The sequence below is a fragment of the Corynebacterium sp. MSK035 genome (genome assembly GCF_030232615.1).
GTDB lineage: Bacteria > Actinomycetota > Actinomycetes > Mycobacteriales > Mycobacteriaceae > Corynebacterium > Corynebacterium jeikeium_D.
In genome coordinates, this window is the sequence record NZ_JASPJP010000010.1 from 19,630 (window position 1) to 35,857 (window position 16,228).

12 protein-coding genes are annotated in these 16,228 nt (G+C 57.1%); 6 read left to right on the top strand and 6 right to left on the bottom strand.

Translation table 11 applies throughout. From position 1 onward, the window contains the following. Position 1: 1 nt before the first annotated feature. Entirely contained in the window at positions 2-1,633 is a 1,632-nt protein-coding gene (locus QP978_RS07405) for an ABC-F family ATP-binding cassette domain-containing protein (protein WP_038625400.1), read from the top strand. Here the strand turns inward: QP978_RS07405 and QP978_RS07410 are convergent. The 6 genes from QP978_RS07410 to acnA form a co-directional block, all read right to left on the bottom strand. Next, positions 1,630-2,388, bottom strand: a complete 759-nt coding sequence (locus tag QP978_RS07410; RefSeq protein ID WP_224433497.1) for a response regulator transcription factor — start codon at positions 2,386-2,388, stop codon at positions 1,630-1,632. The two genes, QP978_RS07405 and QP978_RS07410, sit on opposite strands and share 4 nt — an antisense overlap. After that, entirely contained in the window at positions 2,381-4,657 is a 2,277-nt protein-coding gene (locus QP978_RS07415) for a sensor histidine kinase (protein WP_016422760.1), read from the bottom strand. Before QP978_RS07415 ends, QP978_RS07410 begins: the two co-directional genes overlap by 8 nt. A gap of 45 nt (positions 4,658-4,702) precedes the next feature. Next, positions 4,703-5,449: a glutamine amidotransferase gene (locus QP978_RS07420; protein WP_080969614.1), complete on the bottom strand. Its 747-nt coding sequence runs from the start codon at positions 5,447-5,449 to the stop codon at positions 4,703-4,705. A gap of 47 nt (positions 5,450-5,496) precedes the next feature. Further along, positions 5,497-6,246 carry a glutamine amidotransferase-related protein gene (locus QP978_RS07425; RefSeq protein WP_016422762.1) on the bottom strand — a complete coding sequence of 250 codons (750 nt, stop codon included), beginning with the start codon at positions 6,244-6,246 and terminating at the stop codon, positions 5,497-5,499. A gap of 142 nt (positions 6,247-6,388) precedes the next feature. Next, positions 6,389-6,955: a TetR/AcrR family transcriptional regulator gene (locus tag QP978_RS07430; protein WP_016422763.1), complete on the bottom strand. Its 567-nt coding sequence runs from the start codon at positions 6,953-6,955 to the stop codon at positions 6,389-6,391. A gap of 222 nt (positions 6,956-7,177) precedes the next feature. Beyond that, entirely contained in the window at positions 7,178-9,964 is a 2,787-nt protein-coding gene (acnA, locus tag QP978_RS07435) for an aconitate hydratase AcnA (RefSeq protein WP_080971469.1), read from the bottom strand. Positions 9,965-10,331: 367 nt separating this feature from the next. On the opposite strand from acnA, the gene QP978_RS07440 reads away from it, so the two are divergent. The 5 genes from QP978_RS07440 to QP978_RS07460 all read left to right on the top strand — a co-directional run bounded on the left by QP978_RS07440 (position 10,332) and on the right by QP978_RS07460 (position 16,125). Beyond that, a complete protein-coding gene (locus QP978_RS07440) occupies positions 10,332-10,841 on the top strand; it encodes an Rv1476 family membrane protein (protein ID WP_048734147.1) in 510 nt (169 codons plus the stop codon). A gap of 631 nt (positions 10,842-11,472) precedes the next feature. Next, entirely contained in the window at positions 11,473-13,110 is a 1,638-nt protein-coding gene (locus tag QP978_RS07445) for a DIP1281 family NlpC/P60 protein (RefSeq protein WP_070429717.1), read from the top strand. 54 nt (positions 13,111-13,164) lie between these two features. Continuing rightward, a complete protein-coding gene (locus QP978_RS07450; RefSeq protein WP_016422767.1) occupies positions 13,165-14,169 on the top strand; it encodes an AAA family ATPase in 1,005 nt (334 codons plus the stop codon). Next, a complete protein-coding gene (locus QP978_RS07455; protein WP_016422768.1) occupies positions 14,169-15,017 on the top strand; it encodes a DUF58 domain-containing protein in 849 nt (282 codons plus the stop codon). Before QP978_RS07450 ends, QP978_RS07455 begins: the two co-directional genes overlap by 1 nt. 115 nt (positions 15,018-15,132) lie before the next feature. Beyond that, complete coding sequence (locus tag QP978_RS07460; RefSeq protein ID WP_049190713.1) at positions 15,133-16,125, top strand: VWA domain-containing protein; 993 nt, start codon at positions 15,133-15,135, stop codon at positions 16,123-16,125. Positions 16,126-16,228: the final 103 nt, after the last annotated feature.

A 16,228-nucleotide genomic window follows, 5' to 3' on the forward strand; every position in this document is an offset into this window, starting at 1 on the left:
CGTGATTGTGACCCATGACCTTGAAGTCCGAGTCGGCGCCCGTACCCTGCTCACTGCTCCGGGTGAGCAGCTGCGCGTCCAGCCGGGAGACCGGATTGGACTCGTCGGGCGAAATGGTGCTGGCAAAACGACGACTATGCGTATTCTCTCCGGTGAAACTGAACCCTATGGCGGTTCAGTAGTGCGCTCTGGCTCGATTGGTTACCTGCCACAGGACTCGCGCGAGGGCAACATCGACATCTCCGCCCGCGACCGTGTGCTGTCGGCGCGAGGTCTTGACCAAATCCGCCGCAGCATGGATCGCCAACAGGAGATCATGGAGACCGCGACCACTGACACGAAACGCGATGCGGCGATTCGGAAGTTTTCGCGTCTCGAGGAGCGCTACCACGACCTCGGCGGCTACGAGGCGAACGCCGAGGCAGCCCGCATTTGCGACGCGCTGGGGTTGCCGGAGCGCGTACTCGACCAGCCGCTGAAGACGCTTTCGGGTGGTCAGCGCCGCCGCGTCGAGCTTGCTCAGATTCTCTTCGCCGCTACCGAAGGCTCGGGCAAGTCCGCCACGACGCTGCTTCTCGACGAGCCGACGAACCACCTCGATGCGGATTCGATTACCTGGCTGCGCGAATTCCTCAGTAAGCATGAGGGCGGCTTGATTATGATTTCGCACGATGTCGAGCTGCTCGAGGCCGTGTGTAACAAAGTCTGGTTCCTCGATGCGGTGCGCGCCGAAGCTGATGTGTACAACATGGGCTGGAAGAACTACCTGTCGGCACGCGCGACCGATGAGGCTCGACGTCGCCGTGAGTTCGCCAACGCGGAGAAGAAGGCCAGCGCACTGCGCAAGCAGGCCGAGAAGCTAGGCGCGAAGGCGACGAAGGCCCGTGCGGCCAAGCAGATGGTGGCTCGTGCTGAGCGCATGATGGACAGTCTCGACGAGGTCCGTGTCGAGGATAAGGTCGCTCATATTTCCTTCCCAGAACCGGCGCCCTGTGGCAAGACTCCGCTCAACGCCACGGGACTGACCAAGATGTATGGTTCGTTGGAAGTCTTCGCCGGTGTGGATCTTGCGATTGACAAGGGGTCCCGCGTGGTTGTCCTCGGCTTCAATGGCGCTGGTAAGACGACGCTGCTGAAGCTACTCGCCGGTGTGGAGCGCACCGATGGCGAAGGCGGCATTGTCTCCGGCCACGGCCTGCGCATCGGCTACTTCGCCCAGGAGCATGACACGATTGACCCGGACAAGACTGTCTGGGAAAACACGGTCTACGCCTGCCCTGACGTCAACGAGCCGGAACTGCGGAGCCTGCTCGGTGCCTTTATGTTCTCCGGCGACAAGCTGCAGCAGCCAGCGGGAACCCTCTCCGGTGGTGAGAAGACACGTCTGGCGCTGGCGACGCTGGTTAGCTCCCGCGCAAACGTCCTGCTTCTCGACGAGCCCACTAACAACCTCGACCCGCAGTCCCGCGAACAGGTTCTCGATGCACTTCGCACTTACACCGGGGCCGTCGTTCTGGTTACCCACGATCCAGGTGCGGTCAAGGCGCTAGAGCCCGAGCGCGTCATCGTGCTTCCCGACGGCACCGAAGACCTCTGGAGCGACGACTACATGGAAATCGTCGAGCTGGCTTAAGACGGATCCATTGGCCCTGGCAGGTAACCGTCCTGCTGAGCGAGCCTATACATCTCCGACTTGTTAAGGCTGTTCTCGGCCCGGCCAGCTGCCGCATACTTGGCTCGAATACGACCCAAGTAGTCCAACACGGTGTTCGGTGTCAGCCCTGTCATCGACGCGACTCGCTTCGTCGACTCACCGGAGGCGTAAAGCTCCAGTACCTCACGCTGGCGTTCTGACAAATCGACAGAGTCGAGCAGGGGATCAGAGTCAACTACCGATGCCCATTCTGTAGTCAGCGCACCCTTGCCAAGTGCCGCCAGCCGTACTGCAGACACGATTGTCTCCGGGGTTTCCGATTTTTGCACAACCCCCATCACTCCGGTACGCACTGCCTTTCGGACAAGGTATGGGCTTTCAGCTGACGAGAGGATGAGCACGTGATCGGTAACCAATTCCAGCGACAGAACGTTCTGCGCTGGATCTGAATTATCCGCCAGCCGTAGATCCAGCACGACCACATCCAGGCGGTCATCGGTGCCCACATCGGCCAGTAGCTCCGGCACAGTTTGATAACAGCCGACGAGCTCAAAGTCTGGCTCTGCAGAAAGCAGGGTTTCGAGCCCCTGCAGAGTCAAGGCATGATCATCAATCGCAGCAACGCGAAGCAAACGATCCGACTGCACGCTGTAATCTCCGATGTTGTCGGAGTCAATTGCAGCCGAGACGTCGATGGAAGCATTGCTCATTCCCGCAATATTCTCCCTAGTCACGTGACATCACTATCCTCTCACCGGCTTCATCAAACCTTTGCACTCCATTGTCATCAGAAATAGATGCAAATGCACGTCTGCCCGGGGGCAATAGGCGAATTGTTACCGATCCTTCTTCGGCGTTATCGATTGCTTCGAGGAAGTTCGGCATCAACTTGGCCACCGCGGAATCGTCGTCGACAAGCGGAATACGGCGCACATCGGTGCTATCGGAAACGGCCTGCGTGTGATTGCGGTCATCGAGGAGCCGGACATGAACACCTCTTGCGCGGGCATCCCAAACAGCTTGGTGAAGGGACCCAACATTTAGATGCGGCGAACGTAGGACGTCTCGGAGAAGCTGCTCTGTAAGCCGCGCACGCAACTGCAGTCGCGGGGTCGGTTCTTCCAAAACTGCAGCGGCGCTAAAAATGGGGCCGACCCGGCGCTGCAGCCATTCGTAGTTACTCTGGCTGCTAATTTCGTACTCTTTTGCGGCCCCGGCAGCGTACAGCGCACGATTATAATCCTGAATAGACTGCGGAACGGTGCGCATAAAAAAGCGGACCATGATGGACGTCAAAATTCCCGCGACCAACATCACGGAGCGAACTAACAGGTCAACTCCAGAGATACTGATGTGGGTCGTATCCGAGGGGGCAAAGGGGAAGAACTTGAGAAGCTCCACCATGATCGCGCCACCGAGCACTGAATTCAGCGCAACCCAGGGGCGGCCGCGGATGGCGAGCAATGCAGATGCAAAAGAAATTAAGCTAAAGTGCCAGAAATACGACCATTCCAAATTATTTGGAATGGGCTGGTAGAGCCCCACCACAGCTAATACAACGATCGCGACACCAGTTACGATTGCACGGGCTAACGGCAATTGTGAATGGCGGCCATACATAATCAGCCCGAGAAGGCCGATCGCTAATGCCAGACTGATTTGCCCGGCCGCGGTAAATAATTGTCCATTACTGACTAGAACCATGAACAACACGCCGACGATCGCGCCGTAGAACTGCCAGGAAAAAACAATTGACATTCCCATGAGGTCATACAGCGATGTCGTGTGAGCGGAGGAATCGACTACATCTTCCTCTTCCACAGGAGAGGTATTACCGTGCCATTTGAGAATAACCTGAGTACCTTTCCCAGGCTTTGAGTTAACGAGAGCATCTCCACCGCGAAGGGCCTCCATTCGCCCTTTAACGCTCAACCGGATACCTGCACGATGCGGGTCAATTCCCTCGGGGTCGAACCCGGTGCCATCGTCACGAAAATCAATGGACACCTCTCCCGAGGCAACACGAATGTGGCATTTCTTTTCCGCTGCGGCACCTGCGTGACGCTTGGCATTATTTGCCACCTCGGTTGCGGCTAATAGGAACGTGTTAGCAACTTCTCCTGGCAGCCGAACTGGACCGCCTTCTTCGCTGGTGTCTAGCGTTACCGAAATGTCGGGGCTCACCGACATCAATTGCGCCCGTACAGCCTCAGCAAAAGTTCTACCGCTTACTGTTTGCCGAGGCGAGAAAAACAGCCCAGTCTGCTCGTCTAGCGAGAAGTCAATCTTAGAGCCCTTACCGATTGCAGACAGTGCGGCCAATACATAGTCATGGACATAGGCGTTGAAGCTGCTCATCGCCTCGCCGCGGACACGCATACGCTCCGCTCTCTCATTGACCTTCCGAGAGTTCTCGTAGGTGAAGTCAATAAGCCTTGCGACGGGTTGTGCAGAGCCTGCAATAATCACAAATGGAAAAGTGTTGATGAGATTGAAACCAACATCCGACAACATGTCGAGCCAAAAAGTGTGTCCCAGCAACCACGAATTAATGACCGCAATAAGTCCGGGAACAAATACCATCACGGACAAACTGATGTGGAGTGGCACTGTCAGAGCAAATGCAGCGAGGGCTAAACCTGAAAATGGGCTATACCAGAGCGCATTTCCAACGAGGTTATGAGGGAGATCCCAATAGGTTGAAACCAACATCAGGAAAACCAACATGATGTACATCGGCACACGCAGTGCGGTAATAAGGCCTCGCCGCGTATTATTAATCACAGCCCAAATCAGCAACATATCGCTGAGAATGAATATGAGCAGTGATGCAAAAGGGAACCAGTGGCTCAGAAAGTTTTCAAAGGGGACAGAACGAACAGCCGATTCAACCTGCCACAAAAAGCCGGTGACGGCAATAATAATCGCGCCGGATCGCAGCACAGACATTTCAATTGATGGTGACTGTCCGGCAAGTGCCGAATCGGGATTCCACCTCTCCATGCGACAATCACATTCCTTTTGCTTATTGCCACTAGATAAAACTAATTAGTCTCTACATGCGGTATGGAGCCGAGCGAAATTCTGAAGAATACGCCCACTTCGAGCAACATCCAACTGTCGCGCGGCCGACACCGCTTTAAGATCTGTTCCTGGTAAATAGTAGCCCTCATTTGCGTAAATCTGGAGACGCTGGGCAAATGTGTTGGCATCTAATTCCGGGTGAAACTGCGTCGCATATGCATTGCGGCCCAACCGAAACATCTGTACGGGGCAGTCCTTACCAGTTGCCAACAACGTAGCGTCGCCAGGCAGTTCTTCGATGGCCTCCTTGTGGCCGACGATGGCGTGAAAGTGGGCCGGTAAACCATCAAGAATTGGATCTGATTCGCCATCTGGAGTTGCAGCTACTTCGATTACAGCTGCCTGCTCCCCGTGCTTGCGGGAGACACGGCCATGGCCAGCAGTACCGAGCAGGCCGACGCCATAACAAGCTCCGAAGAAGGGGAAGTCTCGTTCGAGCACTTCTGCCAACAAATCCTCGAACCAGGTCTCGACTTCCTTCTGTAGATAGCTCTTATCGTCATCAGAGGCGTTAAAGGGTCCTCCGCCAACGATTACGCCCGAGTAGTTATCTAGATTCAGATTCCCCGGACGAGACTGTTCCAGGCGAATTTGATGCAACTTTGCCGGCGCCAATGCACACCTCCTGGCAAATGAGAGATGTTCAGCGTGAGCTGCGGCATCTTCGCCGCGTGTGGAAAGCAAGAGGAAGGGCTTGGCGGAGGTAGACATTTGCGGGAACAAATTTCGTGAAAAAGGGAGCTAGAGGGGGACGGAGACTACTGCACCACTAGCAGGCTCGGATTGGCTGCATGCGTACATACGTGCATAAATCGGGGGATGATTGACGAGACGGCCTGGAGGTCCACATCAGATACCTTTAGTCGAATCGCGTCGACTTCCAACGGGTCAAAGTAACCGACGTCGGTGTAGAAAGACATTCTGCGGAGCAGTCCGTTAGCATTCATCTCCGGATGAAATTGGGTAACCCAGTTATTCGATCCGATCGAGTACATCTGCACCGGACAGGTTGGACCTGTGGCAAGCAAAGTTGCGTGATTGGGAAGTTCCGCAACGGATTCCTTGTGGCCAGTCAACGCATAAAAAACCGGAGGCAACACCGAAGCTATTGGATCTTGAGTGGCGGCTTCGGTGAGCTCTACCCGGGTAGAACCCGCTACTTCGCCGTGGCGCAGGTTAACCAAACCACCCGAAGTAAAGGCTGTGTAGCTAGCGCCGTAGCAGATAAGCAGTGCGGGGACAGGACTCCTAAGTACGTCGTAAAGCACATCGTGCGAATACTTCTGCAAACCCGAATGCTCAAGGTCGGTGATGTTAAATGGGCTGCCTCCGACAAATACGCCGTCATAGGAGGTCAGGTCGGGCAACTTAGCGCCGACAGCGTCGATGGTAAACAGATCCAACTGGCTGGGCTCAAGCCCGGTGGAATCCAGAAAGTCCTGGTACTCGGCTTGCCCCGCACCATCTGCGGGGCGGAGCGCCACCAACAAAAACTTACCCACACTCATAAATAGACAGCTTAGTCCATATTGAGTGAAATCTATGCATCTTCACCGGTCAAACGGGGTAAATGCACGGCAGAAAGCCGAAACCCGCTCCCGTATTAGGGGAGCGGGTGGTACGTAACGCTATCAGGCCTAGCCTGAGTGGCTAGTCCTTGCGCCGTAAGCTGTCTTCAACTAAATCAAGCACGGAATCCAATTCGTCGACAGTGCGACCAGATGCCAGACGAACGATGATGCCATCGAGCATCAGCTCGAGAAAAAGCTGCATCGTGCGAACCGAATAATCCGACCGTAGGGAGCCGGATGAGGATGTCTGGGTCAATCGGTGGGCAACAGCGTCATCCAATTGATCCTGATGGCCCAACCATTGGCCCTTAAACTCCGGATCGCTGCGAAGGCGACGGGCAATCTCAAGGCGAGTTCCCAGCCAGCCATGCTTGTCTGGGTTCGCCACGATGTCACGCATTACTTCCACTAAGCCGGAAGCCTCCGCGACTTCCGCCATATTTGCGGCATCTTCTTCGGCCAATGCTAAGAACAGACCTTCTTTGGATCCGAAGTGATGGAAAATAGCACCGCGAGACTTACCGGTAGCGGACTCCAGACGAGAGACCGTTGCGCCGTCGTAGCCGAATTCTGCAAAGCACTGCCGAGCGCCGTCGAGAATTTCGTGCCGCCGTTGAGCTAAATCCTGGTTACTCACTTTTGGCATAAGGAAACTCTTTTCTTGCCGGCGACGCCCAGGGACATGTTTCACTGCATGACGTGGCAGCGCCATTCCTATACTTCCCAAGCCTCATTTTGGTTGGGGTAGAGAAACCCGAGGCCGGCAGGGCGCTAGCCCGTGGGGTATGAATCCGCGGGCTAGCGCTACCTACCGGCCTCTAGAAGCGCTGCTTGTAACAAGCCCTAGCGCGCACGAGTCAAAGGGAAACTAGTTGCCCTTGATCATGTTGCGCAGGACGTACTGCAGAATACCGCCGTGGCGGTAGTAGTCAGCCTCACCAGGGGTATCGATGCGGACCACAGCGTCGAAGTCGAAGGACTCGCCGTTTTCCTTGGTAACCGTAACCTTGACGGTCTTCGGGATGGAGCCGTTGTTCAGCTCCTCCAGACCAGCGATGTCGAAGGTCTCAGTGCCATCGATGCCCAGGGACTTCCAGGACTCACCCTCCGGGAACTGCAGCGGAACAACGCCCATGCCGATGAGGTTCGAGCGGTGGATACGCTCGAAGGACTCAGCGATAACAGCCTTGACGCCCAGCAGCAGGGTGCCCTTAGCTGCCCAGTCACGGGAGGAACCGGTGCCGTATTCCTTACCACCAACGACGACCAGCGGAGTGCCAGCCTCCTTGTAGTTCATGGCAGCGTCGTAGATGAAGGCCTGCGGGCCACCCTCCTGGGTGAAGTCGCGGGTGTAGCCACCGGTAACACCGTCAAGCAGCTGGTTCTGCAGGCGGATGTTAGCGAAGGTGCCGCGCACCATGACCTCGTGGTTACCACGACGGGAACCCAGGGAGTTGTAGTCCTTGCGCTCAACGCCCATGGAGTCGAGGTACTGAGCAGCCGGGGTGCCCGGCTTAATGGAGGAAGCCGGGGAGATGTGGTCGGTGGTCACCGAGTCACCCAGGGCAGCAAGGACGCGAGCGCCCTTGATGTCGGAAACCGGTGCCGGCTCCATTTCCATCTCGTCGAAGTACGGTGCCTTGCGGATGTAGGAGGACTTGTCGTCCCAAGCGAAGGTCTTGCCCTCCGGGGTCGGCAGGTTCTGCCAGCGCTCGTCACCAGCGAAGACATCCTTGTAGTCCTCGTCGTACAGCTCGGAGGAGATGGAGGCCTCGATGGTTGCTTCGATCTCTTCGGTGGACGGCCAAATGTCGCGTAGGAAGACATCGTTGCCCTCTGCGTCCTGACCCAGGGCGTCAGTTTCGAAGTCGAAGTCCATGGTACCGGCGATAGAGTAAGCGATAACCAGGATCGGGGAGGCCAAGTAGTTCATCTTCACGTCAGGGGAGATGCGGCCTTCGAAGTTACGGTTACCGGACAGAACCGCGGTAGCAGCCAGGTCGGCCTCGTTGATGGCGGAGGAAATCTCAGCCGGCAGCGGACCGGAGTTACCGATACAGGTTGCACAACCGAAGCCGGACAGGTAGAAGCCCAGAGCCTCGAGGTCCTTCCACAGGTCAGCACGCTTGAAGTAGCCGTTAACAACCTGGGAGCCCGGAGCACAAATGGTCTTGACCCACGGCTTAGCCTGCAGACCCTTCTCGACTGCCTTGCGTGCCAACAGACCAGCACCAATCATGACCGACGGGTTGGAGGTGTTGGTACAAGAGGTGATGGAAGCGATAGCGACCATACCGTGGTCGAGCGTGTACTCGCCGCCCTTCGGGGAAGTGACGGTAATCGGGGAGCTCGGGCGACCTTCAGCGCCGTTAGCGGCGGACTCGCCGTGGCCCTCGCGGGACTCGTTGTAGTCTGCAGCCAGCTCGGAGGTCGGTGCGGAAGCCTTGACAGCGCCCTTGATCTCGCCGTCGGAGTAGTTGTGCAGGTCCTTGCGGAACTGCTCCTTGGCGGAAGCCAACTCGATGCGGTCCTGCGGGCGCTTCGGGCCAGCGATGGACGGAACGACGGTGGACAAGTCCAGCTCGAGGTACTCGGAGTACTCAGCCTCCGGAGTGTTCTCGTCCAACCACATGCCCTGAGCCTTGGCGTAAGCCTCGACGCGCTCCAGGGTCTCCTTGTCACGGCCGGTCAGGGCCAGGTACTTGACGGTCTCATCGTCGATCGGGAAGATTGCGGCGGTGGAACCGAACTCCGGCGACATGTTACCGATGGTTGCACGGTTAGCCAGCGGCAGCTTGGAAACGCCAGCGCCGTAGAACTCTACGAACTTGCCGACGACGCCGTGCTGGCGCAGCATATCGGTGACGGTGAGCACAACGTCGGTTGCGGTAACGCCCGGCTGAATGTCGCCAGTCAGCTTGAAGCCAACGACGCGCGGAATGAGCATGGAGATCGGCTGGCCAAGCATTGCGGCCTCAGCCTCAATACCACCGACACCCCAGCCCAGGATGCCCAGGCCGTTCTGCATGGTCGTGTGGGAGTCAGTACCAACACAGGTGTCCGGGTATGCCAGGCCGTTGTTCTCGAAGACAACGCGAGCCAGGTACTCGATGTTGACCTGGTGGACAATACCGGTTCCCGGAGGAACAACGCGGAAGTTGGAGAATGCGCCAGTACCCCAACGGAGGAACTTGTAGCGCTCATCATTGCGCTGGTACTCAATCTCGACGTTCTTAGCCAGAGCGTCTTCGCTACCGAAGGCCTCGATGATGACCGAGTGGTCGATGACCATCTCTGCCGGGTTCAGCGGGTTAACCTGATCCGGGTCGCCGCCGAGAGTCTTAACAGCCTCACGCATGGTAGCCAGGTCAACAACACAGGCGACGCCGGTGAAGTCCTGCATAATAACGCGAGCAGGGGTGAACTGAATCTCGATCGACGGATCAGCCGAAGGAACCCAGTTGGCGACAGCCTTGATGTGCTCCTCAGTGATGTTGGCGCCATCTTCGTTGCGCAGCAGGTTCTCACCGAGAACCTTCAACGAGTAAGGCAGCTTCTCCATACCCGGCACGGCGTCAAGAGCGAAGTAGTCATAAGACTTGTCTCCGACCTCAAGCTTGCGCAGGGCGTTGAAAGAGTTCTTGCTTTCAGCCACAGTCAGCTCCATTTCTATTCGGGTGAATTGTCGCCTTAACTGAAGAGTCCGGCACTCGAATTTCGGCTCTCCACAAGGCATAGGTGCGATCACGCCGCCCCTTATCAACCAATTAAAGCAATAATCACGACGCGGGGCACACGAGCCCACACACACGTTTTTAAGGAAGCGTTACCGTCCTTGCATCAACAATAACAGTACGAACGTTCTGTATGTAGATTGCTCGCGGCGCGCCGAGTCACGCTACCCCCGTTCACATCCAGAGCAGGCCATTATAGATAGGACAAACGAAGCAGCATCTCCGCCAAATTGGGGCGCGTGGAAACCATTCTCACGCAAAACAGGAGCACGATACGGAAGGCAATTAATGCATACGCCAGCAGATTCACAGGCAGCGAAAGAAACCGTCGAGAAGGTGGTCGCTCAGCTACGCACCGACAACATCGTGACAAATAACCCACAGCTCCGAGAAGCGGTCCAGCCAATTGTCGACGATGCAGCAAATCGGGGGGTGCCCAATTTCAATATCATCTACCTAGATAGCGAGAAGATTTACCCCGTCGCCGAACAAAAGAACACCGACATCTTTTCCTTTGCCCGCCAAGTAGCGGACCAAGTCGGCGGCACCACTGTCGTGCGCACACCGGGCAATGTGGCCACCGCATCTGCCGATTTCCCCCGCGCAGCCATTGAACGCGCCGACCACGCAATGATGGAGACTCCACGAGACTATCCGGCGGGCCTCGATGCCTATTTGCACGAGCTCACTAACTACGTCGTTCCGTGGACTCTTTACAGCCTCATCGCAGGCGTCGTTATCGTCGCACTCTTCGTCGGACTGACGTTCTACTGGCTACGCACACGCCCAACCGCTTAAGAGTTCGCTTTACGACGGACGCTGAAGCTAACGGTCTCACTGAATACATTCACCGTCCCCGGTTTTCCACCCCCAGGCGAAAGACAGGGCAAATGCCCCAAAAACTGGTAGCAGTGGAGAAATCAGCCACTATCTGAATTGGATAACACTGTTGCAGCCACCGTAACCGTGTCAACGATTTTCACAAAGGTCAAGCATTAAAGCTTGACCTTTTCTTATGTCCGGTACCCCAGGTAAAGGCCCACGACACTCCGGCACGCCGATAAGTCATCTAATAGTGACATAATTCACATAGAAACCTAGGGCTCACCATAACCGCAGGCCACGACATATAACGAAACGGTCACAAAGTGGGGGACAGTTGGTAATTTTGTTACTTATGTTTTTTTAGAGCTTTTTGACCCGTAAAGTGCTTCGTGATGCCAATAGTGGACTCAAGGGTCCAGTATTGACCAATGAAAAACTCGCGGGAGCGCCGCTGTTGCTTTTGGTTCTGGTTTCGGTTCGACGTTTTTCGAAGTTCCACTCAAGACCTGGAGGCAACAACAGGAAGATATCCAACGATGGGGAAGTCGCTGGTGTCGATTCTGAGGCGTGAACGCACCCATAGGAGAAATGTAGGAGTAACGCGGTGCCGAGTAATCGCAAAGTCCGTGCATCATATTGGACTCGTCCAATTGCCGGTATTATCACGGCGGGTCTTCTGGCGACGAACACTCAGGTCGCAGCTGCACAACCACTAAATCCGAGCGACGCCCAGATCCGTCAAGCGCGCGAGGCGGCCTCTAACGCCGAGTCGTACTTGCAGTCCCTGGTCGCCGAGGTAACTTCCAGCGAGCGCCGGGTATCTGACCTCGAGCTACGCATGGGCACTCTCCGCGAGGATGTCAACAAGGCCATGGTAGACCTTGAGAACGCTCGAGATGCCGCTAACCGTGCGCGCGAGGCGGTCGACGAGGCACGGATCCAACTCGACCGTTCCCGCGCTGAGCTCGCTAGTGCCCAGAAGCAGTTCGACGAGCTAGCACGCACCATCATGCGCCAGGGACGTTCCAGCGGCTCGATTCTCGAAGGTGCGCGAGATGCATCCGAGGCTATTAACCGCCTGTCCGCTTTGCGTCGCGAAGCTGATCGTCAAGAGCAGACCGTTGACTCCCTGGATAAGAATCGAACCGAGGCTGCTAACCAGGAGTCCACGCTTCGCAAGAAGAGTGACGAGGCTCAGCAGGCGGAAGCCACCGCAAACCAGCGAAACACCGATGCTCAGAACGCGTACTCCGAGGCAAACGAGGAGCTTCAAAAGGAGCAAGCTGATTACCAGCAGGCTCAGGTCGATCGCGATGCCGCAAAGGCATCTTTGGATGCAGCCCGAAACGCGGTCAACGAGCTGAACTCCCAGCGCCAGAATTACGAGAACGAGCAGGCCCGCAAGGAAGCGGAAGACGCCGCTGCCAAGAAGGCCGCTGAGGAAGCCGCAGCTAAGACTCGCGCCGAGGCGCAGTCGAACCAGACTGATGAGGATTCCTCTTCTGAGTCCACAGATGAAAGCTCTAGCACCACTGGTTCTACGGGCTCGACTGGTTCCACTAGCTCAACTGACTCGACTGGTTCCACTGACTCTACCGACTCGACTGGTTCTACGGGCTCCACTGGCTCGACTGGTTCTAGCAGCTCGACCGACTCCACTGGCTCCACCAGTTCCTCTGAGACGACCGAATCTTCGGACTCCTCTGAGTCCACCGAGACCTCGGAATCTTCTAGCACCGACAGCTCGTCGTCAAGCGGCACCCCGGCGCAGACTGTGGCGCCGACGAATCCAGAGACTGGTCAGAGCACCTCGGGTTCTTCCAGCCAGAAGGTCGAGACTGTCATCGCACGCGCGATGGGGCAGCTCGGTGTCCCATACGCATGGGGCGGCGGCAACGCCAACGGCCCGACCAAGGGCATCCGTGACGGCGGAGTAGCTGACTCCCACGGCGACTACAACAAGATTGGTTTCGACTGCTCGGGCCTGACTCTGTACGCCTACGCCGCTGTCGGCATTGACCTGCCTCACTACACCGGCTACCAGTACCAGCGCGGAAAGCACTACCCGGCATCTCAGATGAAGCGTGGTGACCTGCTGTTCTGGGGCCCGAATGGTCATGGCCACGTCGCTATCTACCTGGGCGATGGCAAGATGATTGAGGCACCGCAGTCCGGTTCTGTGGTTAAGATTTCGCCAGTCCGTTATAACGGAATGACACCGAACGTTGTCCGCCTCGTCTAGTTTCTAACGACGTGTTCTACAGGTCGGGCAACCGACCTAAAGAAGGGTTTCTCTGTGACCTACCCAACGCCCACTGACCACACGGACCTCGAGCGCGCATACGCGGAGCTGGGGAAGGTTGTGGTTGGCCAGGAGCACCTGATTAAGCAGCTCTTCATCGCGATGCTCGCAGGAGGTCATGTCCTGCTCGAAGGTGTTCCGGGTGTTGCGAAAACTCTGGCAGTGTCTACTTTTGCCACAGTGATGGGTGGGTCCTACTCCCGTATCCAGTTCACTCCGGATTTGGTGCCATCAGATATTGTCGGCACCCGGATTTTCCGCCAGGACACCTCGGAGTTCATTGTCGAGCCCGGCCCGGTCATGTCAAATATCGTGCTCGCTGATGAAATCAACCGCGCACCGGCGAAGGTGCAGTCGGCTCTGCTGGAAGTCATGGCAGAGCACCAGGTGTCCATCGCAGGGGAGTCCACGCCAGTACCGGAGCCGTTTTTGGTTCTGGCCACGCAAAACCCAATCGAAAACCAGGGTGTCTACCCACTGCCGGAGGCCCAGCGGGACCGTTTCCTATTTAAGGTCCTCGTGGGTTACCCCACTCCGGCGGAAGAGCGGGAGATTGTCTACCGCATGGGAGCCACCCCTCCAGTCGCGCAGCAGATTCTCACCCCAGAGAGTGTTCGGGAACTGCAGCGCGCTACCCGCGAAGTCTTTGTCCACCACACACTGATTGACTACATCGTGGCCGTCATCGAACTCACCCGCAATCCGATGCGGGCGGAGTTGAAGGATGTCGACCGCTGGCTTTCCTATGGCGCATCACCGCGTGCAACTCTTGGTGCTGTCGCGGCTGCCCGCGCCCACGCGCTGTTTTCCGGTCGCGACTATGTCGTGCCGGACGATGTGGTTTCCGTGCTTCCCGACGTGCTGCGTCATCGCTTGGTCCTGTCCTATGAGGGCCTGGCCGATGGCGTTACTCCCGAACGGATTATTGACATCGTGTTGTCTCACGTGCGCCTTCCCCAAGGCGCGAGCACTGGCTCCGATGAGGGCACTGCCTCCTAATGTCAGCTCGTGAAGACGATCTTGCACGCGTCCTGGCGTACTTAGAGCTAACTGTTACGCGTAAGCTCAACGGACTTTTGCGCGGCAGCTTTCTCTCCACCGCTACTGGAGATGGCTCTGAGCCGGTTGGCTCCCGCGAATATGTCATCGGCGATGATGTTCGCCAGATGAACTGGGCAGTGACAGCCCGTACTGGAGTGCCGCATGTTCGCACCTCCGAGGCCGAGCGTGAGCTGGAGTGCTGGATTGTCGCCGAACCCGCCGCACGTCTGTCCACGGGATTGGCCGATACCACCAAACGACATCTGCTCACCGCCGCTGCCGGCGCTGTGACTATGCTTAACGACGCCCCGGGGTCCCGAACTGGATTAATCGCCGGTGGCACTCCAGTGCCCGCGGGCCAGGGCCGTGCCCACAGCTTGATGCTGCTCAAGCAGTTGGCTGACGCGACTGCTGAGCATAACCTCGCAGCGGATATTGACACAGTAATGACTCAGGCTCCGCGCGCTGGGCTGTTGGTTGTCATCTCGGATTTCCTTGGATCACTCGATTGGGCGCGCCCGCTGCGCGTTGCCTCGGCCTCGACAGAGATTATGGCGATTCGCCTGGTAGATCCAGCCGATGAAGCCTTACCCGGCGAAGGCCCGGTGGTCATGGCGGATTCAGCTACCGGCGAGACCATTGAACTCAACATCAACGACAAGACCCGCGCCGAGTATGCAGCTCAGGCTCGTGCCCACCACGAGCGTGTAATCAATGAACTGCGCAAATGCCGTGCTCGCGTTATTACCTTGCGTACGGATTCCGATTGGGTACTGGATTTTGCTCGACAAATTGGCCAACATTAGCGTCTGAGTAACCGCTTGTTAGTGCTATCTTTTTTGGGCCACCGACTAACCGGCTATAGCCACTGGTTTATACGCGACTGTTTAGGCGACTGGATGTGAGGAAACTGATACCGCGATGACGTTCCTAAACTCAACTTTTGCGCACCCAGGGTGGCTGCTCGCACTCGCTCTGCCTCTCGTGGCAGCCGTGGCCTATTGGATCAGCACTAAGCAGCGAAAGCAACGTGCCATTGCCTTTGGCAACTTCACCATCGTTGGGTCACTGGGGAATAAGTCGTCGGCACGCCTGCGCCATGTCGTAGCTATCAGTGCGCTGTTGTCACTTGTTCTGGTCATCATTTCATTGGCTGGTCCGATTTCGGAGACCAAAGTCGCCCGCAACCGAGCGACGGTTATGCTGGTGGTCGACGTTTCGCTGTCCATGTCGGCCACAGATGTTGCGCCAGACCGCATCACTGCAGCTAAAGAAGCCGGCCAAGAGTTCGTGGAGAACCTTCCCGACGACCTCAATATCGGCCTGGTGACGTTCTCTGGTCGTGCTCGCACTGCTGTCAGCCCGACTACCAACCATGACACCGTGAATCGAGCGCTCCAGGCTGCTGAGTTAGATCAGGCGACTGCGACCGGTGATGCTATCGCTGCCGCGCTGGATGCCATCAATCAGTTCAGCGACTCAGTTCAGGGCGGGGGAGAAGGCGCCCCACCAGCTACAATCGTGCTGCTTTCCGACGGCAAACAGACCGTCCCACAAGAACTCGACGATCCCCGCGGCGCATATACCGCCGCCGCCGAAGCCGCCAAGGCCGGGGTGCCTGTCAACACGATTTCGTTCGGTACCGCGCAAGGCGCAATCACGGTTCAGGGCGAATTGATTCCAGTGCCTAACGACGACGATTCGCTGCGAGAGATCGCCCGTCGAACAAAAGGTGAGTTCTTCAGCGCTGGTTCCCTCGAGCAGCTCCGCGATGCCTATGGCTCACTGGAAGATGACATCGGTTACGAACTCAAGCGGGCCGAGAATCCGAGGCCCTATCTGATCGCAGCCTTCGCGATGCTGCTAGTGACCGTGGGCTCACTGCTTGTGACCAATCGTCGAATTCCGCAGTAGGGCTGGGTTAGGGTGCCGTCGTAAAGCGATTTGTATGGAACCCGATTGGCAGGAGACGCCGGGGGCATTGAGCAGTCGTCTTATGGAGTCCTCAGACTGCGCT